The following is a 22,746-nucleotide window of genomic DNA, read 5'->3' as shown; positions in this document are numbered from 1 at the left end:
CTTGATTTACCCTTGAGACCGCGTATTCAGGTGCGCGGCCAGCACGCTGTCCATGGTCGTGACATGCAGTTCGAACCATTGCGGCAGGCGCTCCCTGGCAAACGAGCGTCCGAAGGCGATCATGCCCTTATCGACCCGCTTCTTGAATTGCTTGAATTCGCCCAGAACCCGCAGGTGTTCCCCTTTATGTTCGGTTTGCGCCGGAAAAGCCGATTGTTCCATGAGCCGGTTCTCTCGCTCAAAATGCTGCTCGGTATGTTCAAACAATTCCTGAAACAAGGCCGGGAAATCATTGTTATCGGCTGTATTCAGCCGGCTCAGCAGCATGACGAATTCATCATGATCGTAATCGATCGGATCATGGCCGACCAGAATAAAGCCGTTTTTTTCGATTAATGGTGTCATCTAATAGATACCTTCGCGTTCCAAAATTCAAGGGGGGGCGATTCAATGATAAGCAGATTTTATGCCAGCCTTAGGATTGTGGCGGCCGGTTGTCGGCGGATGCATTGTAGGGGCGGACCTGCGTGTCCGCCCTGTTTCGGGTGCACAATAAATTATCGGAGAACCGCTGGCCAAAGGTGAACCGTTGGGCAAGGGCGAACACACGGGTTTGCCCTTGCCTGCCTGTTCATTTTACGAGCAATCGCACCTAATTGGCGTGGCATGCACCAGCGTAGCGCACGCTATGCGTATCCTGCGCATGCCGTTAGCAACCAGACAATCAGTAATTCACTGTTGAATCAATGTGTTATATATCATGGCATAGCCCTTGCAGATTGCATGCATACACGTATTCACATGAGATATTGAGGTGGTCATGAGCATGAAACAAACACTGGTTGTCATCGGTAACGGTATGGTTGGGCAGTATTTTCTGAGTGGTCTGATGAACAGTCCGGCCAGGGAACTTTACGACATCGTTACTTTTTGCGAGGAGCCGAGACCGGCTTATGACCGTGTTCATTTGTCATCTTTTTTCTCGGGCAAATCAGCTGAAGATCTGGCTCTGGCGGATCGGGACTTTTTTGACCGGAACGGCATCAGCCTGCATCTGAACGAGAAAGCGGTAAAAATCGACAGAGTCAATCAAACCGTCACCTCGGCGAAAGGCGAAATTGTTTCTTATGACAAACTGGTGCTGGCGACGGGTTCCTACTGCTTTGTGCCGCCGATACTGGGAAACGGCCGGCCGCAGTGCCTGGTTTACCGCACCATTGATGACCTCGAGGCCATTGCCGCCGCGGCCGAGAACGCCAAAGTCGGGACCGTGGTCGGCGGAGGCCTGCTGGGGCTGGAAGCGGCCAAGGCGCTGAAGGATCTGGGGCTGGAGACGCATGTGATCGAGTTCGCGCCGCGCCTGATGGCGGTTCAGCTCGATGAAACCGGCGGCGCGCTGTTGAAGCGCAAAATCGAGGAGCTGGGCGTGATTGTCCACACCGCTACCAACACCCGCATGATTACGGAAGGCGAGCGCTGCGTGAACAAGATGTCCTTCGCCGACGGCGGCGAACTCGAAACCGATATCGTGCTGTTCTCAGCCGGCATCCGGCCGCGCGACGAAATCGCCCGAGATTGTGGCCTGGACGTGGGCGTCAAGGGCGGCATCGTGATAAACGACCAGTGCCGCACGTCCGATGAATCCATTTATGCGATCGGCGAGTGCGCGCTCTGGAACGACACGATTTTCGGCTTGGTCGCGCCCGGTTACGCGATGGCGCGCACGGTCATCGACGACCTGGCCGGCGAGGCCGCCGCCTTCACCGGCGCCGACATGAGCACCAAACTGAAGCTGATGGGCGTGGATGTGGGCAGCATCGGCGACGCGCATGCCAATACGCCGGGTGCGCTGGTTTACAGCTATCAGGACGGCGCCCGGGAAATCTACAAGCGTCTGGTGGTCAGCGAGGACAGAAAGCAGCTGCTGGGCGCCGTGCTGGTCGGCGACACGTCGGATTACGATACCTTGCTGCAATATTGCCTGAACGGCATTACCCTGCCGGAAAATCCCGATTCCCTGATCCTGTCGCATGACGCCGCGGCGCCTGCCGCGCTCGGTCCCGATCTCCTGCCGGCTTCGGCCCAGATCTGCTCCTGCTACAATGTGTCCAAGGAACAAATCTGCGGGGCCGTGCAGGCCGGATGCACCACCGTCAACCAGCTGAAAGCGGAAACCAAGGCCGGAACCGGCTGCGGCGGCTGCGGCGCTCTGCTGAAATCGGTGGTGGACAGCGAGCTGACCAAGCTGGGCTTCGAGGTCAACAACCACCTGTGCGAGCATTTCCCCTATACACGACAGGATCTGTACAACCAGATAATGGTCAAGCAGATCAGGACTTTTGCCGAGTTGCTGGAACAATTCGGCCAAGGCGACGGCTGCGATATCTGTAAGCCGGCCGTCGGCAATATTCTTGCTTCGTACTGGAATGAGTACGTTTTGAAGCAGGAGCATCTGGGATTGCAGGATACCAACGACATTTTCCTGGCCAACATGCAAAAGGACGGCACTTATTCCGTGGTCCCACGCATCAGCGGCGGGGAAATCAGCCCCGACATGCTGATCGCGCTGGGACAGGTCGGCAAGAAGTACAAACTCTATACCAAAATCACCGGCGGCCAGCGCGTCGACCTGCTAGGCGCACGGGTCGACCAATTGCCGGCGATATGGAGCGAACTGATCGCCGCCGGCTTCGAATCCGGCCATGCCTACGGCAAAGCCCTGCGCACGGTCAAATCCTGCGTCGGCAGCACCTGGTGCCGTTACGGCGTCGGCGACAGCGTCGGTCTGGCGATCGAGCTGGAAAACCGCTACAAGGGCTTGCGCTCGCCGCACAAGATCAAATTCGCCGTCTCGGGCTGCACGCGCGAATGCGCCGAAGCGCAAGGCAAGGATGTCGGCGTCATCGCCACCGAGAACGGCTGGAACCTCTATGTCTGCGGCAACGGCGGCATGAAGCCCCGTCATGCCGATCTGTTCGCGACCAATCTCGACAAGGAAACGCTGATCAAATACATCGACCGTTTCCTGATCTTTTATGTACGCACCGCCGACCGTCTGCAACGGACATCGGTGTGGCTGGAAAACATGGAAGGCGGCCTGGACTATCTGCGCTCGGTCATCATCGATGACCGGCTGGGCTTGGGCGAGGATCTCGAGCAGCAAATGCGTCGAGTGAGGGAGACTTATCAATGCGAATGGAAAGCCACGCTGGCCGATGAGGAACGGCTGAAACGGTTCCGCCACTTCGTCAACAGCGATCAGGCAGACGATAACATCGTGTTCGTCGAGGAGCGCGGCCAGATCCGGCCGGCCGACGAACAGGAACGCAAACACTTTAAGTTACTGGAGATAGCATGATGACTCAATGGGTAGATATTTGCAGTGTTGACGATTTGCAGCCGCATGCCGGTGTTTGCGCCCTGGTTGCCGATCAGCGGCAGGTGGCGGTTTTTTATCAGCCAAACAAGGCGGCCGTTTACGCGGTCAGCAACTACGATCCGATCGGGCGCGCCAACGTGCTGTCGCGCGGCCTGATCGGCGACATCAAGGGCCAGCCGATGGTTGCCTCGCCGCTGTACAAACAGCATTTCAATCTGGAAACCGGCGTGTGCCTGGAAGATGAAAAAGTCGGCATAACCGTTTATGGTGTGCGCATCGAGGACGGCAGGGTCCGTATCGGTTTGCCGGCGGAATCGGACAATGAACTATAACGCGTATCGATGAGACCGGAGCAGGAGCACTTATGAACAGCAAGAAACAGCGACTGGTCGTTATCGGTAATGGCATGGCGGGCATGAAAACCGTGGAGGAACTTCTGTCCGCCGCGCCCGACCAGTATGAAATTACCGTGTTCGGGGCCGAGCCATACGGCAATTACAACCGCATCCTGCTGTCCTCGGTGCTGTGCGGCGAAAAGACCATCGAGGAGATCGTCATCAACGACCGCCAGTGGTACGCCGACAACGGCATCCGCCTGCACGCCGGACCGGATAAGGCCGTGGTGCGCATCGAGCGCGGCCTGAACAGGGTCTACGCCAAGGACGGCACCTGCGCCGAATATGACCGACTGCTGATCGCCACCGGCTCCAGGCCCATCATTGCCGATATACCCGGCAACGACCTGGAAGGCGTGATCAGCTTTCGCGATATTGTCGACGTCAACACCATGCTGGACTACAGCCGCAGCCGGCAAAGAGCGGTCGTGCTGGGGGGCGGACTGTTGGGGCTGGAAGCGGCGAGCGGCTTGGCGCGGCGCGGCATGGACGTAACTGTCATTCACAACTGCGACGTATTGCTGAACCGGCAGATGGATCGTCAAGCGGGAGAGATGCTGCGAATGGAGCTGGAACGGCGCGGCATCGGGTTCAGGATGGCGGCGAAAACCGAGTGCTTGCTGGGCGACGACAACGGGCATGTCCGGGCCGTGCTGTTCGCGGACGGCGGCGAACTGCCCTGCGATCTGTTCGTCATGGCCATCGGCGTGAAACCGAACATGACGCTGGCGCGCGAGGCGGGCCTTTATTGCGAACGCGGCATCGTCGTCAACGACACGCTGCAAACCTACGATCCCAGCGTTTACGCGGTCGGGGAATGCATTCAGCATCGCGGCGCCACGTTTGGCCTGGTCGCGCCGCTGTTCGAGCAGGCCAAAGTCTGCGCCAATCATCTGAGCGCCCACGGCATGGCCGGCTATGTCACGCTGCCGACGTCGACCAAGCTCAAGGTGACCGGCATCAACCTGTTCTCGGTCGGCGATTTTACCGGCGACGACGACAGTTGCGACAGCATCCGGTTTACCAACCCGGAACTGGGCATCTATAAAAAGCTGGTGATCGATGACAACCGCATCATCGGGGCCGTGCTCTACGGCGACACGGTGGATGCGCTGTGGTATCAGGAACTGCTGGAGCAGCAGGAAAATATCGCCGGCATCCGGGATGGACTGATTTTCGGCAAGGCTTATCTCGACGGCAACCGTCCAATCCTGAAGGAGGCCTGTTGATGGATGCCCTGGCGACGGAAACGATAAAAACCACGTGCCCTTATTGCGGCGTCGGTTGCGGCATTGAAGCGCAGGTCAACGCGCAGACCCGGCAGGTGCGGATTCAAGGCGATCCGGAGCATCCGGCCAATTTCGGCCGGCTCTGTTCCAAGGGCTCGGCTCTGGCCGACACGCTGGAACTGAAGGACAGGCTGCTGCAGCCCAGGATTCAGGGCCGCGACAGCAGTTGGGACGAGGCGCTGGGCTTTGTGGCCGGCGGGTTTCTGGGCATGATAGCCAAATACGGACCGGAATCGGTGGCCATCTACGGCTCCGGCCAGCTGCTGACCGAGGATTACTACGTCGCCAACAAGCTCATGAAAGGCTTTATCGGCAGTGCCAACATCGACACCAACAGCCGGTTGTGCATGTCGTCCTCGGTCGCGGGTCATAAGCGCGCGTTCGGCGCCGATACCGTGCCCGGCTGCTATGACGATTACGAACAGGCCGAACTGTTCGTACTGGTCGGCTCCAATGCGGCCTGGTGTCATCCGGTCAGTTTCCAGCGCATCCGCGCCGCCAGGGAAGCCAACCCGGCGGTAAAAGTCGTGGTCATCGATCCGCGCCGCACCGCCACCTGCGATATCGCCGATCTGCATTTGCCGCTGGCCAGCGGCTCGGACGCCTTGCTGTTCAACGGCCTGCTGCATTATCTGCATGAGCAGGATGCGATCAGCCACCGCTATATCGACGCGCACACCGAAGGTTTCGCCGCCGCCCTGCGGGCTGCCGCGGCCGGCATCGACCAGGTGGCCGCCGGCTGCAGGCTCGATCCGGACGATGTACGGCGCTTCTACAGCTGGTTTGCCGGCCATGAAAAAGTCATGAGCCTGTACAGCCAGGGCGTCAACCAGTCCTCGTCCGGCACCGACAAAGTCAACGCGATCATCAACTGCCATCTGGCCACTGGCCGAATCGGCCGGCCCGGCATGGGGCCTTTTTCGCTGACCGGCCAGCCGAACGCGATGGGCGGGCGCGAAGTGGGCGGCCTGTCGCATCAGCTGGCCGCGCATATGGATTTTTCCAGCGCGGCGGACATCGAACGCGTCGCGCGCTTCTGGGGCAGTCCGAATATCGCGCGCAAGCCCGGCTATTCGGCCGTCGAACTGTTCGATGCCATCGACGAAGGCAAGGTCAAGGCGGTATGGATCATGGCGACCAATCCGGTCGTCAGCCTGCCCGATGCCGACAAAGTCAAGCGGGCGCTGCAGCGCTGCCCGCTGGTCGTGGTCTCCGATTGCATGGCCCGGACCGACACGGCCGCTTTCGCCCATGTGCTGCTGCCCGCGCAGGGCTGGAGCGAGAAAGACGGCACCGTGACCAATTCCGAGCGCCGCATCTCGCGGCAGCGGGCCTTGCTGGACCCCGCCGGCGAGGCCAGGCCGGACTGGTGGATTATCACGCAGGTTGCCCGGCGCATGGGCTTCGGGCAGGCGTTTCCCTATCAGAGCGCGGTCGAGATTTTCCGTGAACATGCGGCCTTGTCCGGCTATGAAAACGATTGCGAGCATGGGCGCCGCGATTTCGATATTTCCGCGCTGGCCGATCTACAGCCCGCGGCCTACGAACAATTGCAGCCGATACAATGGCCGGTCAATCAGGCGCATGCGCAGGGCAGGGCGCGCCTTTTCGGGGATGGGCGGTTTTTTACCGATTCCGGCAAAGCCCGGTTCATAGCCGTTACACCCCGGGCGCCCGTTAATCCGCCCGATCAGGACTACCCGCTGATCCTGAATACCGGCCGCCTGCGCGACCAATGGCACACCATGACCCGTACCGCCATCGCCGCCCGGTTAAATCAGCACAGGCCCGAGCCTTTTGTCGAGGTGCATCCCGACGACGCGCGACGCTACGGCCTGGAGAACAAATCCCTGGCGCGCCTGGAAAGTCGCTGGGGCGCCATGATCGCGCGCGTGCAGGTCAGCGACGGCCAGCAGTCGGGCAGTGTTTTTGTGCCCATGCACTGGACCGGGCAATACGCCAGCCAGGGGCGCATGGGCGTGCTGATCAATCCGGCGCTCGATCCCGTCTCCAAACAGCCGGAAAGCAAGCATACGCCGGTCCGCATCCGGGCCTGGCAGCCGCGCTGGCAGGGCTTTATGCTGTCCCGCGCTGAGCAGGCCATCGACGGGCCGGAATACTGGGTCAAGATCAAGGGCAAGCAGTTTTATCGTTACGAACTGGCCGGCGATACCACTCCCGGGGAGGATTGGCCAGCCTGGTTGCGCCAGCATCTGGGGGATGCCGGAACGGCGGCAAAATGGCAGGAATTCCAGGATACCGGCGCCGGCAGTTACCGAATGGCGCAGGCGGTCGATAACCGGCTGGAAACCGTGTTTTTCGTCTCGACCGATAACGGCCTGCCCGAGCGCAGCTGGCTGACCGGCCTGTTCAACAAGCCGCAGCTGGCGCCGGAGGAAATAACCGCGCTGCTGACCGGCATGCCGCCCTTGGGCACGCCCGATACCGGCGCCGTGGTCTGCTCCTGTTTCAACGTCGGCGAGAAAACCCTGCGCTCGGCCATCCGCGAAAAAGGCCTGAAAACCCACCAGGAAGTCGGCCGCTGCCTGAAAGCCGGCACCAATTGCGGCTCGTGCATACCGGAGATCAAGGCGTTGTTGTTGTAGGTTAGCCGGGTTGGCGCTTTGCGAACAACCCGGCATTTGGTGCCGTAGAAATGCCGGGTTTCTGTCGAATGCGTGTCAAGCCTGTGCTGCGCCTACCGCTTTGGCCAATTCGGCCAGCAAGCTTCGCTCGTGCTCGCTGACCCGCTCGCCGCCGAAGCCCAGGAAGTCGCCTTCTTTCGCGGCACTGGCGACCTTGTCGCCGAGCGTGACGAGGAAATTTCTGTACGCGGCTATATCTTCAGGCGATCCTTTTTGCCGCAAAATATCGAGGGCGGTTCGTGATTTGGCAATTGCTTCCTTGCGAAAGGCGGCCTGGATGTCGGCAAAACTGTCTCCGGTTTTTGCCAGGCCTTTGATTGACTCGATCGATGCCTTCACCTCCTCCTTTCCGCAAACCTCACGTAATAGCTGGTTGCTGCCTTTCAAGGCGTCAACAATAGTCCCGGACGGTGCTATTGCCTCGGCGATGCTTCCGAAAATCCCGCTGCTACCGGCAGCGGCGACCGCAAGAACGACAAGATGAGGAGCATCCCGCAGAACTTCCCATTCAACAGAAGAAAAATCGGTTTTTGTACTCATGTCAGTTCTCCTTGAGTTGGATTACTTTATATGAATCGTTCACGAAGCGATAAGGAGTCGGGCCGGAAACAGGGCGACAGGCATGATCAAGAAACGGATGGCATTTAACGGCACCAGCCTCGCTTTTCATCGGATTAATCGACGTAATATGAAATAAAATTTGTTCGATTATCATGATTAATGTTTTTCAGCCGGGTCAGTGTCCTGGGGAATTGCCTATGTTCGCCAAATTCCGGCTAATAATGGACGGATGCGAGTTTCATAGCGCTCTCGTTCAAGACAGGCATTCTTGAAAAATAAAATTTTGAGTTTCGATTCAGCGGCGAGTTCAGTCAACATAGCAGTGCCAAAGCCTGATGCAGCCTGAAACGCATTCGAAATGCAGGGTTTGGGAACCTAACCTCGACCCTTGCATTCCATAAAACTAAAATCACAGGCAGCCCACTGGGTAAGCAGCCATAGATATGTGATGCGGCGGAAAGGATTTTTCTGGTAGTCGATGAACGCATTAATCAGGACCATGCCCACAATCACGCCGCTGTCTATCCAGTGCCCGATCGCCGCCGTGATGGCGCCGGCAATCAGCAATACATAAATCAGTACATTATGGAACTGGCTGAGGAAGCGCCTGATCGGGCTGCGGCCTCTTGCTGCCGTCAGCTTGTTCGCGCCGTGGCGGCTAAGGCGTTGTTCAGCTTCCTGCTCGCTTAACCCCCGCTCGGAACTGGAAAGAGCTTCATAAACGTCTTCGACAGGCAGGGCATGCCATGGCCGGTTTTTCGGATGCTTTTTTGCTTTCATAATTTTTTTGTTTTTTATTTACTTGGAACAACTTTCTAGAGTGGCTTCCAAGTGCCGGTTTTGTCAACCCGGCGCACGATGCTTACATGCCGGAGAAGGGGAGGGTGATCTGGCTGAGTCGTCGGTGGCGTATTGCGAAAAACACTATCGGCGGCGCCGAAATGCCGGAGGGCAAGCCGGCCTGAAGCCGCCAACGGTTTGTCAGGTATCAGTATTTTGCTTGAGCGTCAGTCTTCCACGCGCAGTCTCTCTATATCCCGTGGCCGGCACGAGCGTCCCGGCGGCGCCCAGGCCGAATCGTGGCATGCCGCTGTACGCGGTCTCGTATTCGCCGGCTCTTATCTGGTAGGTCTCATGCCATATGCCAACGTCGCCGCGACTCTTGCTCACCGAATCATTAAAGGCTTTCCAGGCGGGAAGATGGGCGTTGTCTTTACTTCGGGCATAGGCTTCCAGCTGGTCGAACGAGCGCCAGTACTGAACGCTCAAGCGGAGGCCGCTGATGTGGTTCAGCATTCCGAGTTCCGGGTGGGCCTCAAGCTCCCTGATCATTTTCGGCATGGCGGAAAACACGGGCCACCAGCTACGCACTTTCCAGGGCTTGTTAATCCGCATGCCGATGAGGAAGACGACGAAATCGCCTTCGATTTCGGCGCTCATGCGGTCGGTGAATAAATTGTCTATGGCATCGCTCATTCGTTTCTCCGCAGAACCGTTAGAATTTGTAAATTCAAGGCAATCAGAAACAGGCCCGCGCGCGTGGCATGGGAGTATTCCCACTGTTTTCGGAGATCCGCCCAGTTGCCGGGCAAGCGCGTCCAGTTGGCCGTCTGCTGATTGGCCGGATAGGTGAACAGGAAGAACACGGCCAGGGCGGCCGCGATACAAAGCAAGGCCGACAGCGTTAAACCGAATACTTTCGGATCACGCGAGACCTTAAACGCTAAAGCCAGGGTAGAGAGCAGGGCGGCAATTTCAATAATGCCTAGCAGGGCCCAGCCCCGGTAGATTTGCTGGACGGTCAGGTAATCCTCGCGGGACAGAGTGATTTTGTTCGGCAATTCCAGCGCGTGAGCCAGCGCGACAGCCAGCGCCAGCGCCGTGAACAGGAAACTGACAAAACGCAGGGTCTTCAACATCGTCGTTCACCTTTTTGCATAAGCGCGTACCGCGGCTTGAGATGTCGGATTTGTTTTATGATGCCTGGTCCTCGCATGTTATCCAGCGCTCCCGGGGGCGGGCGAGAAGCGCGATGAGCTGGCGGATGGTTTCGGAATTCTGGTATTTTTCCCGGACGGCATCCGCGTCCGCGCGGCTTCGCCAGTCGGCGATGGCGATGATGTGCCCCGGCTCGTCCTGATCGATGAAAAGCCGGTGCGAAACATAACCGTCAAAGCGGCGCATGTCCGACCATACCTGACGCGTGAGGCGGAGGCCTTGTTCTTCCGTACCCGGCTTTAACCAGGTATCCCAGATAACCGTAATCATTTGTTTTCTCCGATATATTTCAGCGTAATGTAATTCGGCTGTCCGCTAACCATTAAACTAAGCGGCCAGGGATGCGTCTTCGGCAGTCGCCTGCCAATTATTCAAGTGTTGCCTTGAAACCTTGCCCGACAAACGGGCTTAATGAAGCTCAGTTCATGGCACATGAGACACAGCGCTGATAGGAGTGTCTCTTGATGCTCTGGATCTTGCCGCCTATTCTGCCTGATGTTCCGCAGGGATCGCTTATATCCTGCTTGCCGCGCTGGCGACAGATTGTTAGAGCGATCTTTATTCAATTTACACTGACCACATCGCTTGAGTGGCAGTGCGCGCGTAGGTGCGAATTTATTCGCACTAAACTGTGTAATAGCAGGCGTTTGGTGAATTCGAGCCACCCGCAACCTGATGCCTCCAGATCCGTGAATTTTTACCCCAAGTATTCAGCCGGGGTCAAGCCATTCAATTTTTGCGCATGGAGTCGCCGTTCGGATTGATCCTGTGCTGGCAAGGCACCGGCCAGGGCTTCACGGATTTTGATCCGTTTCATGAGGCTTGCCGTTCCGTCCGGCTGAACGGGCCTTTTTCAAATCACGCAGGGCATCGACGATGCGCGCCGGACGCGGGATTTCGCCTTTGCCTGGCGGCCAGCCCTCGCGCTGGCGGGAACGGTCGCCGTCGGATTCCTCGGTCTGGTCATGGAAAAGAATCTGCTGAGTCGGGAACGGCAGATCGAAGCCTTCGGATATCAGCGCGTTGGCAACCTTTTCCAGAACAACATCCAGGGCGTTGAGGCTTTCGAACCGGCGCGGCGGCTGTACCCACCAGCGTAAGCGGATAGTGACGCTGCTGTCTGCCAGGTTAACGACCAGCGCATCGGGTTCCGGGTAATCGAGCGCTTCGGGAATCTCGCGCACGGTGTCGAGCAGGATACGCTTGGCATGGGCGATGTCGTCGCCGTAGCCGATGTTGATGTCATACTGGAGGCGCCGCTTCTTGTAGGCGGTATTCACCGTGACCGAGTTGGTGAAAAGATTGGAATTGGGAATCACGACACGCCGCCCGTCGTAGGTTTTGATGAAGGTGGCGCGGGTCTGGATGTCCTCGACCGTGCCCTCGAAATCGTTGAGGATGATCTGGTCGCCGATGCGGAAGGGCTCGGCCAACAGCAGCAGAATCCCGGCCAGAAAATTTTGCAGGATGTCGCGAAAGGCAAAGCCGATGGCGACGCTGGACAGCCCCAGAATGTTGACGAGCTCGCCGGGTGTAAAGCCGGGAATGGCGATGACCAGGGCAATGAGCAGGCCGAAGAAGATAATCAGGCCATAACTGAGCCGGCCCATGACCAGGCCCAGATTGTAGTGGCGGCGGTTGCGCTGCGTGACGGCGCGCACGGCCGCGCGTATGCCCTTGCCGATGAACAGAAAAATAACAAAGACAACGACAGCGATAGCGAAATAGGGCAGCCTTTCAATAAAGCCGTTGACCATCGCCTGCACGGAGCCGGTCGCTTCGCTAAGGTTGAATTTCATAGCCTGCCTCCATCGCTGTTTCGCGGCAAAAGACCGTTTGGCGTGAAAGGGCGGCTACCGGTGCCCGGATTGTCAGGCCCAGGCGCGCGGAACGGCGACGTCCCATCGGTTTCCTTCACGGCCGGGCGCATGTTTGCCAGCCTTTCTTCATGACCGTTCGGTCGGGTTCACTCTTTTCGAGTTTTAATCATGTTGCTGGCGCTGTCGCGCAAGCGCTCAAGCCGGCCCTGGAAAACTACTTCCTGACGTTACGCACAGACAGAGGCTCATGCCGTCCGCAGCGTCGAACATGGACATTGTTTCCCTGACCGGCCGGGTTTATAAATGGGGGCAACCGCAGTAGTGGGAGCGATGCCTACATCGCGATTCAATACCACCCGGCAAGTCGCGATGTAGGCATCGCTCCCACAGGGACGGCCTTAGGCCTGAAGGAATGGCGGAGGAAGTTTTTTGACCGAATCCGCCCCTGCCGGCGCCTGAGTCAATTGTCTGCGTAACATCAGTTACTTCCTTGGACAAGGCGGTAACGCGCAAATTCCACTGGTTTGGCATCGCTTGTGCCAGCCGGTTTCAGCCGTTGTCCGGATCTGTTCGATGGGCTGGTTGTTGATTGGGTTCAAAGCGATATGCCGGAGCCCTAACAAAAAAATAACAAGTCAGTAACAACTTACAATAGTAAATTAGCTTATACTGATGCTCAGCACCAGTTAAGAACCGTTGACTGAGAATTAACGGCTATTAAATTGTGCCGCGGGCCTTTAGCGGCGTTATTGATCATTAACTAAGGAACGTGAATTTTATAATTCCCGCAACTGACTTGTCTTTCCGTCCCTCTTCGGCGTTGCCTACAGGGATGTAGGTAAGGGGCGTGAGCAGGAGCGGAAGCTTTGCGCAAACAGTTACATAGCTGGCTATGCGCCTGTTTGCGCGCCTCGGCAACTGCTCCATGCGTTGCTCTACCTCCTGCATCCATGCAGTCGTTGAACAGGAACAGAAATCCTGCCTCATTTGCGGGTCTTATTTCATTCCCGTTCCTAATCAACAAATAATACGAAGCCGGCATGTAATAAATGAATATATTCAGTTCCATTTGAGCACTAGTACTCAGTCAATTTAATTATGGCGGATAAGCTGTAGGTGCGAATTCACTTGTGCCCTTTAGGGTATTCGCACTATTCGCATGCCATGAATGCTCTGCAACTTTTTACTCGCCAGAACAAGACTGACTGAGTACTAGTTTAACCAACTTTTACAGCCCTTGGTCGGGCCGGCTCTTTGCTGAAGTCCGGCTAAGGTGTTTCTGAATGCCGGGTTTATCAACCTGGCTTACCAAGGGGGTAAAACCATGCACAACAAACAAATACTTCAAGGATTACTGATCGTTTCGGCTTTAGTGTTGACGGTGCCTGGCCATGCCGGAGCCGGTGGCGGCGGCAGGGGCGGCGGGCAAGGCGCGGGCGCGGGTGGCGGCCCCCAGCAGGGACGCTTTGACCAACTGCGCCAGCGTCAGGAAAATCAAATGCGCGAACGAGGGCAAGATCAGCAGAAGCGATTTGAAGAACAGCGCGGCAATCTGCGGCAGGATACTGACAAATTCCAGGAAAGGCAGGAGCAACAAATTCGGGAAAGAATTCATCAGGATCAGGGTAGCGGGCAGCAAATCCGCGAGCGCAGCGAACAACAAATCAGGGAAAGAACTGATGCGTCTGGCATGGAGCAAAGACAGCGGCAAATGGAAAACATCCGCCAGCGCACCGAGGGTAAAGCCAATGGCGACGCGCCCGGCGCTCAAAAACGCTGGTGGTGGCCATTTGGAGAATAAAGTTTTATCCATTCGTTAAGAGAAAAGGTGAAGTACAAGGCGAGTGCTTCACCTTTTTTTGTTTTCAATGTTTATCATTCCTGAGCCAGCTTTTTATCCCATCAGCCTTTATCCATACATCGATGGCAGCATAACTCTCGTCGAATATCCGCAAGGGGCACAAGAGCGAGGAGTACAGGACAAATCGGCAGGACTGCCGATTTGCAGCACGACATAGTCGCCTGTTAAGGCGAAAAACAGGGATGTTTTTCGTGAAACCCGATTAAACCAAACCGTCGCGCTAGCGACGCTTAGCTAAGTAATGGGCATGGAATAATTCAGGGAATTGTAGGTGCGAAGTTATTCGCACTGTGCGAATAACTTCGCACCTACACCGGAAATTCATCCGCGCACTTGAGGAAGTTATTTTATGCGCGTTCCTAAACCGATCTGAATTCAACCTACTGCATAACATCAGGTAATAATCAGAACAGCGATTGTTTATGCTGAATTCCCGGAACTGATTATGCGCCGTAGCACTCGTTACTGGTAATGAATAGCAATGCTCATAGTCGGTCTAATAAGGTTGTTATTGGTGCTTTCAGGTAAAAATATTATTTAAGTTGAGCGATTCGCTCAGTTGTGAGGGGGAATTCCATGAGAATCAAGTTTCCATTTGATTCATCCAGGCCGGTCGCCGGCGAAGCCAGCATTGAAATCGACAAGTCAATTCACGATGTTTTTTCGTTCATCGGGGAGCATTTTTTCGACAACTATCCCAAATGGGCGCAAGAAGTTGTTGAATTTGAGCCCCTGGACGGCAAACAGGTTTTTGTCGGCGCCAAAGCCAAACAAGTACGCAAGGACAGCGGCGCGGAGGTCGAGTCGGTTTTTGAAATTACCGATTATCAACCGTTTATCAAACTGATTTTTCAAGGCTTGACCGCGCCCTACAAGCACAGCTATTTACTGGCTAGTGGTGAACAAGCACAACCTACGCACCTGACCTTTCGCTTTGAATTACTGGAACTTGAAGTTTTTATGCGTCCGTTTGAAAAACTGATACGGGTCGCCATTGAAGATGGGGCGGAAAACACAGTTGAGAATATTAAAAATTTAATCGCCGCCGAATGCAACTAACTTGACTGGCTGTTATCAGAAATACTGGAGTTTAATCATGGTTTTTATCGTTGAAAAAGACAGCGGGCTTATTCCGCAAGTGCTGTCCGCTATTTTGGATGAATGTGTTAACGGCATAACGTTGGCCGATCCGGATCTGGATGACATGCCGATCGTTTATGCGAATAAGGCGTTTGAACGCTTAACCGGTTATAGCCAGGCGGAGATCATCGGCCATAATTGCCGATTTCTGCAAGGCGATGATAGAGATCAGGATGCGCGCTATCAAATTGCCGAAGCGATCAAAAATCATCAAGCTGTTGAAGTGACCATACGAAACTATAAAAAAGACGGCACATTGTTTCATAATCGTTTAAAAATCATTCCGCTATTCGATAAAAAACAGCGGGTTATATACTATCTGGGTGTCCAGTACGATATAACCAGTCAGGTTGACGCAGACAATGAAATCAAAGCCTTGACCGGTTTATTAAACGCCACGCCTAACAAATCATGACGTTTTTATGAAGGTGAATTTATGAATTCAGCGGTAAATATCAAGGGTGACGGCGGCCTGCTTTTTAATGAAGCCTTGTTTGGTCTTGCTATCCTCGCTTTTGTTTTGTTGCTAGTCGTTGAGAAGATTAAACCTTACCGGCACTTTTCCGCCAAGGCTTATAAAGAATCGATAGTGACCAATACCAAGGCGTTTCTGTTTAACAATCTGGTTTTGACGGTATTAAGGGCCTCATCACTGTTTCTTGTCGCGCAACAGTTTGCGTCTTACGGACTATTGAGCGGCATGGAAAATGGTCCGCTGAAATGGTTATTGGCTTTCGCTTTTTTTGATCTGGCCATTTACCTTTGGCACGTGGCGAGCCATAAATATGAGTGGCTGTGGCGGTTTCATAAAGTGCATCACAGCGATAAGAGCTTTAATGTGTCCACCGGCTTCCGCTTTCATGTGATCGATTTATTGCTGGAAATCGTCTATAAATCGATATTTGTTGTCGTCATTGGCGTCAATGCCTATTTAGTGTTGTCCATCGAGATTATCGAGCTATTGTTCATATTCTTCCATCATGCCAATATCCGGGTGCCCAAGGAAGATCTGATTTCGAAATTCATTATTACGTCATCACTTCATCGGGCGCATCATTCGACCTTGCGTAAGGAGCATGACAGTAACTATGGCATTGTTCTATCGATCTGGGACCGCATGTTCGGCACGCGAAAAGAGCTGGTGCCTGAACATATCGGTCTGGATCTGATTGAAGCTGAAAATTTTATCCAACTGTTTTCGCTGGCGTTTATTACCGAACGCAAAATCCGGCAATTATTAGGCTGGATTCCAAAGGGCAGAAAACCGTGAAAGTCTGCCGTGTCGAAAGGCCGGGCCGCTCACTCGCCGCGCTGCGAGACACCTTTTAGTGATGTAAGCGCCTGACCTTCCTGACTTTGCAGGACGGTCAGGCTGCCGTCGGTTTCCAGTATAACGGCGGCGACGGATTCCATGCTCGGCATGCCCTGCGAGCGCACGGCGGCGCGGACTTCGTCTTCAGTGACGCGCTCGCGTCGCAGCGCCCCATGAAGAAAGTGTCCGCCGGAAAACAGCAGCGACGGCTCGGCTTTGACCAGCTTCGCCACGCGCTGCGAGCGTACCGACAGCCACGTGATGATGTATTGCAGGCCGATCAATAGCGCGAAGGCGGCAATGCCCTCGGCGAGGGCGGTGTTTCTGGACAACAGCACCGTCGCCAGCGTGGAGCCGAGCGCCACCGTCACGATTAGGTCGAAAGCGTTCATCTTCGACAGCGTGCGCTTGCCTGAAATGCGTAATAAAAACACCAGGGCCAGATACGCCAGAATACCGACGATAACGACGCGCAGCAAGCCGGTCCAATCATTGAAAAACATGGTTTATTCCTCCTTGGCAGGATTTTTTGTCAGGGCGCGCAGGGTCTTCTGCAGGCAATCGGCCACGCGCCGCCGATCGGTTTCGTTGATGATTTGCGCGGCATCCTCGCCGATGAGCCGGGCGTGCTGCATTAACGCGATGCGGTCCAGGTCACGGTGCAGATCAGGCGCTATTTCGATCATGATTCCGAGCAGGCGCTGCATCACATCGGGATTGCTGGCGCCGTAAAGGCGAATCGGATCGAAAGCGGCGTGTACCAATTCCTCGAAATCAAGCGCGCTGGCAATCACGCGCAACCGGCCGTCTTCATCCTGGCGCAAGGGAACTGGTAGTTCGCGTTTTGCCACGCCGCGCAACGACGCGCCCAGCCAGTCGATGCAGGTCAGGGCGGTAAAGGGTTCGTTAATGCCCGGCGAAAGGGCGTGGGCCGCGATTTCAACCAACTGCTGCACCACATACAGCGCGTCCTGATACGGTGTGCGGTGCGAGCCCAGGCTAAAGCAGGCACGCAAATCGGCCTCGATGTCATCGGTCATGTGCGAGGACGGCAACACGCGCAACAACGGTTCATCGCCGGTTATAAAAGCGCCGGGGCGCTTGACCAGTTTCAGTATCAGGTCGTGTCTGGTCGCCAGACTCATCAGCTGATCGTCATCCACGCCCTGTAAATAGCCGTTCTCGGATGCTGCCACAATATGCGCGGTTTGCCATTGGCTTTCGTCAGGCAATTGAAGCGGATTCGCATCCTCGCTTTGCGGCTGCCCGATTTCTTCGGGAAACAGGACCGGCAGCAATTTTTGAAACTCCCTGCCGACATCGGCGATCAGCTTTTCGGCCTGAATGCTCTGCGAGACATGGTGAATGAAATAGATCAGTACCGCCAGAGACGTCAGCGCCAGCAGCATGCCGATATTCACCGAGAGATATGGCACGAAGGCCGATTCCTCGACCGAGTGCTCCGTGCGCACGGTTCGCAGCACCAGCAGGGAGTAGACAAAGGTGGCGATATACGTGCCGAGCGTGAATTGCACGCCGCGGTCGGAAGTGAAATTGCGCAGCACGCGCGGCCCGAAATGCGATGACGTCTGCGCCAGCGTCGTCACGGTCAGCGAAAACACAATGGAAACCACAGTCATGATGGAGCCGGCGACGACCGACAAAACGCTGCGCGCGCCATCGGCTCCGCCTGACCATACCCAGCCCATGTCCTGCACCCAATCGCTGCCGAGGGCATGATCGATGGCGACGCTGCCGAGCGCCGCGCCGGTCGCGAGCAGCGCCATCAGCGCCGGCAGAAACCAGAACGAGTCGCTCAGAGTGTCGCGGATCTTGATCAGTTGCAGTTTCATGAAGAGCGCTCTTTTCGACTGAACGGGGCTTACAGATTACGAGGCGGGCGGGGCTGGAGGTAGATGGGAACCTCCGTATTTATGCCACTACGATGGTCTGGATTTTTTCGCTCGATGCCGGTCAGGATGTTCATTACTTTTCGAGCTGAACGGAGACCGGTATCGGCTTGGCAATGCTGTTGAAAACCGGGGAATATTTTTGCGCCATCTTGACGAGCTCCGCCTTCTGGTCCTCGGTAATATCCGCCTCGATTTTGAAGTACACCCGGATATTCTTATAACCGACGGGAACCTCTTCCGATATGCCCAGAAAGCCGCTAAGGTCCAGGTCGCCCTCGTATCGGGAGGCCACTTTTTTGATTTCGATGCCCCGAGCCGCCGCATGTGCGACAAGGCTGGTCGTCAGACACCCGGACAGGGCCACGAGCAGATATTCCACGGGATTCGCGCCCAGGTTCCGGCCGCAAAGAACGGGGGGCTCGTCTATCTCAAAAGTCAATGGTTCCCGCGAGTCATCTTCCTTTAGAGCACCATAGAAGTCCTTGACGGTCGCACGATTGTGGGTGCCGTCGACCCAGGTGTTGGCGGCACGAAATTTGAACTGGGCAATTTCGGGGTTCTCCTTAATCTGTTCTATGGTGTTGAATAACTGGTCTACGTTTACGCCATTGATTATCTGTTCCTGTGCCATCTTGATTGCCTCTTTAGACTGTATGGTTGCGCGATTATTTGAGTTAGAAAATCGTTGGCCCATGGTCTAACGTACCGCATGGCCGGATACACGCGGGGCGCCGAATGATGCGCACCCCGACTGGATGCGATAGTTATTGGGGTTGAATTTTCGCCGTTATAGCGGCCATTATTCATTTTCTGGGCTGGATTGCTATCCGTAGCGTCACTGATAGACCCGCCAGTACATTACGCGCTCTAGCGATTGGCCGGTTGACAGGTTTTTTAGACGAATGGTTACGCCACTATGATTTTCATGAAATAAATGTAATCGGCCAGCGTCCAGGTCTCGGCAAAGAAATTCGATTTCAGTCATGCCCGAGTAATTGGGCTGGATTTCACAAAAGATTGGCAAAAACTCCGGCTCCGACATTGGCATTGAATCAGTCAGGAATTCGATGAAATCGTAACCTTCCGGTGCTGAAACAAACACATCAAATCTCTGGTTTATATGCAGATTGCCGTGTCCCGGCCAAACCGCAAATGGTCCGTTTAGTTCTTGTATATTCACAATAGAGGTCACATCCGCATCAATCCAATATCCATTCGCGTCGATAAACAATCGTCTCATGGCAAATTTGCTTAAATCAGGCGTTAGCCAAGGCGTATAAGTTTGATATGGAGAGCCGTCGTTATGATGTTGAAGGTCGAGTCCAATAAATCGAACATCTGGAGCAGGATTACCGTTGTTTTCAAAAGGACCGAGGCCGCCCACATGGTAGGTTTGGACGCCGTTGCCATTATTGGGGTCAAAGCCGACAAAATGATGAATCATCGACTGAGACAGTGAGGTTTTTAGCGTTACGTTTGACCAACTGATCTGCACACTACCTTCGTTTTCATTGAAGCTGTACGCGATATACCAATCGTCCTGATAGTCGGGAGATTTTGCATCATCCAGCACATAAGTCATGTTGATCTCATCACCGATCTGCAGTGGCGCCGGCAAGCCATCAGATAGATATTCAGATACGGATGAAACCCTTGCTGTGACTTTATAGGTCTGCGGAGCAGCCCAGGCCGAAAGTGATGTAATAAAAATAATGAGTGAAATAATGAAATTTTTAAACATATACAACTCCTTTTTGCTTTTTTGTTTTAATTAAAAAAAATAGATTGAAAACCTGTATCCTCAGTCACATCGGCATGGCCAGGTAGCGATATGATTGACCAGCGGCGTCCGCTATCTCTACCGCTGCGCTGGTCCTGAAACGGAAGGGCCTGGTTTGGCGAGAGTCATTGGAAATGTATTGGCTGACAGGGTAAAACCGGAAAGAAAACAATGAACAAAGCATCGAATACGCTGCATAATCCAACTTATGCCGGTTTGCACTGATAATTAAAACTGTGCCTTTTCAATTCCTTATGTCCGCAGTGCAACGACCGCTTTCGTAAAATTCCTTACCTTTTGATCGGCCGATTGAGATCGCCGTATTTCGGTAGGCCTGTTTATTTAAGTTGAATTTAAGGGAAATTTTAGCTGAAAACTATAAAGGGTTGAGCTTTGCGTCAATTTGAACCTATGAAAATGTGATAGAGTTCACACACAAGAATCCAAATATCCGGCTGCCGCTCTAGCCTGCTGATTTCATGGGTTGCAGTCGCCATTGCCGAATGGAGAGAGAGGATGCGACACCGTAGGCTGATGATCTGTGCTGATCCAAGATGGCTTCAAGCAATCGCGCTGTCATTGCTGTTAAGCGCCTGCTCCGGCCGTGAGGAAACGGGGCCGCCGGTTTTGAACTGGTATGTGTTCGACGAAAAATCCGGTGCCTTCCGGGATGCCGTTCGCCAGTGCACGGCACGGGCCGATGGCCGTTACCGGATCAGGATCACGCCGCTGCCGGCCGATGCCGATCAGCAGCGCGAGCAGCTGGTCCGGCGCCTGGCGGTCCGGGACCGGGATATCGATATCGTCGGCATGGACGTCATCTGGACAGCCGAATTCGCCCAGGCCGGCTGGATTCTGCCCTGGCGTGAGGCACAAGCGGCCGAGGCCATAATGGGCATGCTGCCGGCCGCCGTTAAAAGCGCCGTTTATCAGGGCCGGCTCTGGGCCGTGCCTTTCACGACCAATGCCCAGCTGCTCTGGTACCGCAAGGACAAGGTGGACAGGCCGGCTACCTGGGACGAGCTGATCGATGCCGCCGAGGCCTTCGACGTGCCCGGCGCGCTACAGGTGCAGGGGCAGCGCTACGAGGGCCTGACGGTGTTCTTTATCTCGCTGCTGGCTTCGGCGGGCGGCGCCGTGCTGGATCATGACGATACCGAAGTCTCCCTGGAACCGGTGCCGACCCGGCGGGCGCTTGAACTGCTGAAACGAATCGGCAATTCGCCCGCGGCCGATCCGGCGCTGTCCACGGCGCGGGAAGACCAAAGCCGACTGGCCTTCGAAACCGGCAAGCCTGTGTTCATGGTGAACTATTCCTATGTCTGGCCCAGCGCCCGCCAGAATGCGCCGGCCGTCGCCGGGCAGATGGGATGGATGCGCTGGCCGGCGGTTGTGGAAGGCTTGCCGGGCCGGGTAACGATCGGCGGCATCAACCTCGGCATCGGCGCCTATACGCGGCATGCCGGCATGGCATTCGAGGCCGCCCGGTGCCTGGCTTCGGAACCCAATCAGATCAATGCCGCCCAAAAAGGCGGTCTGCCACCGACCATCGAAGCGCTGTACCGGACGCCAGAAGTCAGGGCGCGGTTTCCCATGGCCGATACCTTGCTGGCGACGCTGCAAGATGCCATGCAGCGGCCCCGAACGCCGTTTTATTATGATCTTTCCCTGGCCATCAGCCACACGCTGCACCCGCTCAAGGACATCGATCCCGACGCCGATGCGGTCCGGTTGCGCGAGGCGGTCGGCCGGGCGCTGAAATCGGAGGGCTTGTTTTGAAGGCGCGCGGCAATGCCGAACGGCGTCTGGCCTGGCTGTTGTGCGCGCCGGCCGTGACGGCGATGCTGCTGGTCACGGCCTACCCGATTCTGTATGCGTTCTGGCTGTCATTGTTCCGCTACGACCTGCGCTTTCCGCAGCACCGGCAATTCGTCGGACTGGACAATTATGTCAGCGTGCTGAGCTCCGAAATCTGGTGGAAATCAGTGGTGAACACGTTGATCATCACGGCCGGCTCGGTGGCCGTGGAACTGGTGCTGGGCATGCTGCTGGCGCTGTTGATGTTCAGGGCCACGCTCGGCCGCCGCACGATCCGGACCGTGATCCTGATTCCCTACGGCATGATCACGGTCGTGTCGGCGCTGGCCTGGAAATTCGCCTTCGATCCGACCACGGGCTTCGTCAACGCGCTGCTGAATCTCGACAACGCCTGGCTGACCGAACGCTGGTCGGCCTTCTTCGTGATCATTTTTACCGAAATCTGGAAAACGACGCCGTTCATGGCGTTGCTGCTGCTGGCCGGGCTGACGCTGATTCCGCGGGATCTGATCAGCGCCGCCCGCGTCGACGGCGCCTCGGCCTGGCAGCGGTTCGTGCACGTTACGCTGCCGCTGATGAAACCGACGATCATGGTCGCGCTGCTGTTCCGGACCCTGGATGCCTTCCGCATTTTCGATACCGTGTACGTGCAGACGCGCGGCGCCGGGAATACCGAAACCGTGTCCCTGGTCGGCTATAACGTGCTGATAGCGAGGCTCAACCTGGGGCTGGGATCGGCCGTGTCGGTGCTGATCTTTATCGGCGTGCTGATTATCGCCTTGCTGTTCCTTAAAGGTTTCGGCACGCCATTGACGCGACAGCAAGGAGAATGACG

Annotated in this window: 21 protein-coding genes; 10 read left to right on the top strand and 11 right to left on the bottom strand. The window is 55.7% G+C overall.

Going from position 1 to position 22,746, the window contains the following annotated elements; translation table 11 throughout:
- Positions 1-6: 6 nt before the first annotated feature.
- Complete coding sequence (locus METMA_RS0102105) at positions 7-405, bottom strand: bacteriohemerythrin (RefSeq protein ID WP_020157409.1); 399 nt, start codon at positions 403-405, stop codon at positions 7-9.
- 415 nt (positions 406-820) lie between these two features.
- Here METMA_RS0102105 and nirB point away from each other — a divergent pair, with 415 nt between their 5' ends.
- The 4 genes from nirB to METMA_RS0102085 are packed head-to-tail and all read left to right on the top strand — an operon-like array spanning position 821 to position 7,669.
- Positions 821-3,358, top strand: a complete 2,538-nt coding sequence (gene nirB, locus METMA_RS0102100; RefSeq protein WP_020157408.1) for a nitrite reductase large subunit NirB — start codon at positions 821-823, stop codon at positions 3,356-3,358.
- A complete protein-coding gene (gene nirD, locus METMA_RS0102095; protein WP_027146973.1) occupies positions 3,358-3,711 on the top strand; it encodes a nitrite reductase small subunit NirD in 354 nt (117 codons plus the stop codon). The genes nirB and nirD overlap by 1 nt, the downstream gene beginning before the upstream one ends.
- Positions 3,712-3,743: 32 nt before the next feature.
- Positions 3,744-5,003 (top strand): NAD(P)/FAD-dependent oxidoreductase, encoded by a 1,260-nt coding sequence (locus METMA_RS23745; RefSeq protein WP_020157406.1) that lies wholly within the window; start codon positions 3,744-3,746, stop codon positions 5,001-5,003.
- Complete coding sequence (locus METMA_RS0102085; RefSeq protein WP_020157405.1) at positions 5,003-7,669, top strand: nitrate reductase; 2,667 nt, start codon at positions 5,003-5,005, stop codon at positions 7,667-7,669. Before METMA_RS23745 ends, METMA_RS0102085 begins: the two co-directional genes overlap by 1 nt.
- 75 nt (positions 7,670-7,744) lie before the next feature.
- On the opposite strand, the gene METMA_RS0102080 is transcribed toward METMA_RS0102085, so the two are convergent.
- The 6 genes from METMA_RS0102080 to METMA_RS0102055 form a co-directional block, all read right to left on the bottom strand.
- A complete protein-coding gene (locus METMA_RS0102080) occupies positions 7,745-8,248 on the bottom strand; it encodes a hypothetical protein (protein ID WP_020157404.1) in 504 nt (167 codons plus the stop codon).
- A gap of 396 nt (positions 8,249-8,644) precedes the next feature.
- Positions 8,645-9,049, bottom strand: a complete 405-nt coding sequence (locus METMA_RS0102075; protein ID WP_027146972.1) for a cation-transporting P-type ATPase — start codon at positions 9,047-9,049, stop codon at positions 8,645-8,647.
- A 201-nt stretch (positions 9,050-9,250) separates the two neighbouring features.
- Entirely contained in the window at positions 9,251-9,745 is a 495-nt protein-coding gene (locus METMA_RS0102070) for a DUF4188 domain-containing protein (protein ID WP_020157403.1), read from the bottom strand.
- Complete coding sequence (locus METMA_RS0102065) at positions 9,742-10,188, bottom strand: DUF1772 domain-containing protein (protein WP_020157402.1); 447 nt, start codon at positions 10,186-10,188, stop codon at positions 9,742-9,744. The genes METMA_RS0102070 and METMA_RS0102065 overlap by 4 nt, the downstream gene beginning before the upstream one ends.
- A 55-nt stretch (positions 10,189-10,243) precedes the next feature.
- Complete coding sequence (locus tag METMA_RS0102060) at positions 10,244-10,537, bottom strand: putative quinol monooxygenase (protein ID WP_020157401.1); 294 nt, start codon at positions 10,535-10,537, stop codon at positions 10,244-10,246.
- Positions 10,538-11,061: 524 nt separating this feature from the next.
- Positions 11,062-12,066 carry a mechanosensitive ion channel family protein gene (locus METMA_RS0102055; RefSeq protein WP_020157400.1) on the bottom strand — a complete coding sequence of 335 codons (1,005 nt, stop codon included), beginning with the start codon at positions 12,064-12,066 and terminating at the stop codon, positions 11,062-11,064.
- A 1,345-nt stretch (positions 12,067-13,411) separates the two neighbouring features.
- On the opposite strand from METMA_RS0102055, the gene METMA_RS26830 reads away from it, so the two are divergent.
- The 4 genes from METMA_RS26830 (at position 13,412) to METMA_RS0102030 (ending at position 16,358) form a co-directional block, all read left to right on the top strand.
- On the top strand, positions 13,412-13,888 hold the full coding sequence (locus METMA_RS26830) for a hypothetical protein (protein ID WP_152565112.1): 477 nt from the start codon (positions 13,412-13,414) through the stop codon (positions 13,886-13,888).
- 636 nt (positions 13,889-14,524) lie between these two features.
- Complete coding sequence (locus METMA_RS0102040; RefSeq protein WP_020157397.1) at positions 14,525-15,007, top strand: SRPBCC family protein; 483 nt, start codon at positions 14,525-14,527, stop codon at positions 15,005-15,007.
- Positions 15,008-15,044: 37 nt separating this feature from the next.
- Positions 15,045-15,503 carry a PAS domain-containing protein gene (locus METMA_RS0102035; protein WP_020157396.1) on the top strand — a complete coding sequence of 153 codons (459 nt, stop codon included), beginning with the start codon at positions 15,045-15,047 and terminating at the stop codon, positions 15,501-15,503.
- 21 nt (positions 15,504-15,524) lie between these two features.
- Positions 15,525-16,358: a sterol desaturase family protein gene (locus METMA_RS0102030; RefSeq protein WP_020157395.1), complete on the top strand. Its 834-nt coding sequence runs from the start codon at positions 15,525-15,527 to the stop codon at positions 16,356-16,358.
- 29 nt (positions 16,359-16,387) lie between these two features.
- On the opposite strand, the gene METMA_RS0102025 is transcribed toward METMA_RS0102030, so the two are convergent.
- The 4 genes from METMA_RS0102025 to METMA_RS0102010 form a co-directional block, all read right to left on the bottom strand.
- Complete coding sequence (locus METMA_RS0102025; RefSeq protein WP_020157394.1) at positions 16,388-16,903, bottom strand: DUF421 domain-containing protein; 516 nt, start codon at positions 16,901-16,903, stop codon at positions 16,388-16,390.
- A 3-nt stretch (positions 16,904-16,906) separates the two neighbouring features.
- The gene (locus METMA_RS0102020; RefSeq protein WP_020157393.1) at positions 16,907-18,253 is read right to left on the bottom strand and encodes a DUF2254 domain-containing protein; all 1,347 of its coding nucleotides are present in this window, start codon (positions 18,251-18,253) and stop codon (positions 16,907-16,909) included.
- A 133-nt stretch (positions 18,254-18,386) separates the two neighbouring features.
- On the bottom strand, positions 18,387-18,944 hold the full coding sequence (locus METMA_RS0102015) for an OsmC family protein (protein WP_020157392.1): 558 nt from the start codon (positions 18,942-18,944) through the stop codon (positions 18,387-18,389).
- Between the two features lie 204 nt (positions 18,945-19,148).
- Complete coding sequence (locus tag METMA_RS0102010) at positions 19,149-20,054, bottom strand: hypothetical protein (RefSeq protein ID WP_020157391.1); 906 nt, start codon at positions 20,052-20,054, stop codon at positions 19,149-19,151.
- Positions 20,055-20,609: 555 nt separating this feature from the next.
- Between METMA_RS0102010 and METMA_RS0102005 the strand changes: the two genes are divergently transcribed.
- Together METMA_RS0102005 and METMA_RS0102000 are read left to right on the top strand one after the other, a co-directional pair.
- Complete coding sequence (locus tag METMA_RS0102005; RefSeq protein ID WP_156830437.1) at positions 20,610-21,872, top strand: ABC transporter substrate-binding protein; 1,263 nt, start codon at positions 20,610-20,612, stop codon at positions 21,870-21,872.
- Entirely contained in the window at positions 21,869-22,744 is an 876-nt protein-coding gene (locus METMA_RS0102000) for a carbohydrate ABC transporter permease (protein ID WP_020157389.1), read from the top strand. Before METMA_RS0102005 ends, METMA_RS0102000 begins: the two co-directional genes overlap by 4 nt.
- Positions 22,745-22,746 lie beyond the last annotated feature (2 nt).

This window comes from Methylobacter marinus A45, assembly GCF_000383855.1.
GTDB classification, from domain to species: Bacteria; Pseudomonadota; Gammaproteobacteria; order Methylococcales; family Methylomonadaceae; genus Methylobacter; species Methylobacter marinus.
This window is presented reverse-complemented; position numbering and strand designations above follow the sequence as displayed.

Bases quoted from the DNA above. Each gene is read 5' to 3' on its own strand.
- METMA_RS0102105 (WP_020157409.1), bottom strand. From the start codon at position 405: ATGACACCATTAATCGAAAAAAACGGCTTTATTCTGGTCGGCCATGAT.
- nirB (WP_020157408.1), top strand. From the start codon at position 821: ATGAGCATGAAACAAACACTGGTTGTCATCGGTAACGGTATGGTTGGG.
- nirD (WP_027146973.1), top strand. From the start codon at position 3,358: ATGACTCAATGGGTAGATATTTGCAGTGTTGACGATTTGCAGCCGCAT.
- METMA_RS23745 (WP_020157406.1), top strand. From the start codon at position 3,744: ATGAACAGCAAGAAACAGCGACTGGTCGTTATCGGTAATGGCATGGCG.
- METMA_RS0102085 (WP_020157405.1), top strand. From the start codon at position 5,003: ATGGATGCCCTGGCGACGGAAACGATAAAAACCACGTGCCCTTATTGC.
- METMA_RS0102080 (WP_020157404.1), bottom strand. From the start codon at position 8,248: ATGAGTACAAAAACCGATTTTTCTTCTGTTGAATGGGAAGTTCTGCGG.
- METMA_RS0102075 (WP_027146972.1), bottom strand. From the start codon at position 9,049: ATGAAAGCAAAAAAGCATCCGAAAAACCGGCCATGGCATGCCCTGCCT.
- METMA_RS0102070 (WP_020157403.1), bottom strand. From the start codon at position 9,745: ATGAGCGATGCCATAGACAATTTATTCACCGACCGCATGAGCGCCGAA.
- METMA_RS0102065 (WP_020157402.1), bottom strand. From the start codon at position 10,188: ATGTTGAAGACCCTGCGTTTTGTCAGTTTCCTGTTCACGGCGCTGGCG.
- METMA_RS0102060 (WP_020157401.1), bottom strand. From the start codon at position 10,537: ATGATTACGGTTATCTGGGATACCTGGTTAAAGCCGGGTACGGAAGAA.
- METMA_RS0102055 (WP_020157400.1), bottom strand. From the start codon at position 12,066: ATGAAATTCAACCTTAGCGAAGCGACCGGCTCCGTGCAGGCGATGGTC.
- METMA_RS26830 (WP_152565112.1), top strand. From the start codon at position 13,412: ATGCACAACAAACAAATACTTCAAGGATTACTGATCGTTTCGGCTTTA.
- METMA_RS0102040 (WP_020157397.1), top strand. From the start codon at position 14,525: ATGAGAATCAAGTTTCCATTTGATTCATCCAGGCCGGTCGCCGGCGAA.
- METMA_RS0102035 (WP_020157396.1), top strand. From the start codon at position 15,045: ATGGTTTTTATCGTTGAAAAAGACAGCGGGCTTATTCCGCAAGTGCTG.
- METMA_RS0102030 (WP_020157395.1), top strand. From the start codon at position 15,525: ATGAATTCAGCGGTAAATATCAAGGGTGACGGCGGCCTGCTTTTTAAT.
- METMA_RS0102025 (WP_020157394.1), bottom strand. From the start codon at position 16,903: ATGTTTTTCAATGATTGGACCGGCTTGCTGCGCGTCGTTATCGTCGGT.
- METMA_RS0102020 (WP_020157393.1), bottom strand. From the start codon at position 18,253: ATGAAACTGCAACTGATCAAGATCCGCGACACTCTGAGCGACTCGTTC.
- METMA_RS0102015 (WP_020157392.1), bottom strand. From the start codon at position 18,944: ATGGCACAGGAACAGATAATCAATGGCGTAAACGTAGACCAGTTATTC.
- METMA_RS0102010 (WP_020157391.1), bottom strand. From the start codon at position 20,054: ATGTTTAAAAATTTCATTATTTCACTCATTATTTTTATTACATCACTT.
- METMA_RS0102005 (WP_156830437.1), top strand. From the start codon at position 20,610: ATGCGACACCGTAGGCTGATGATCTGTGCTGATCCAAGATGGCTTCAA.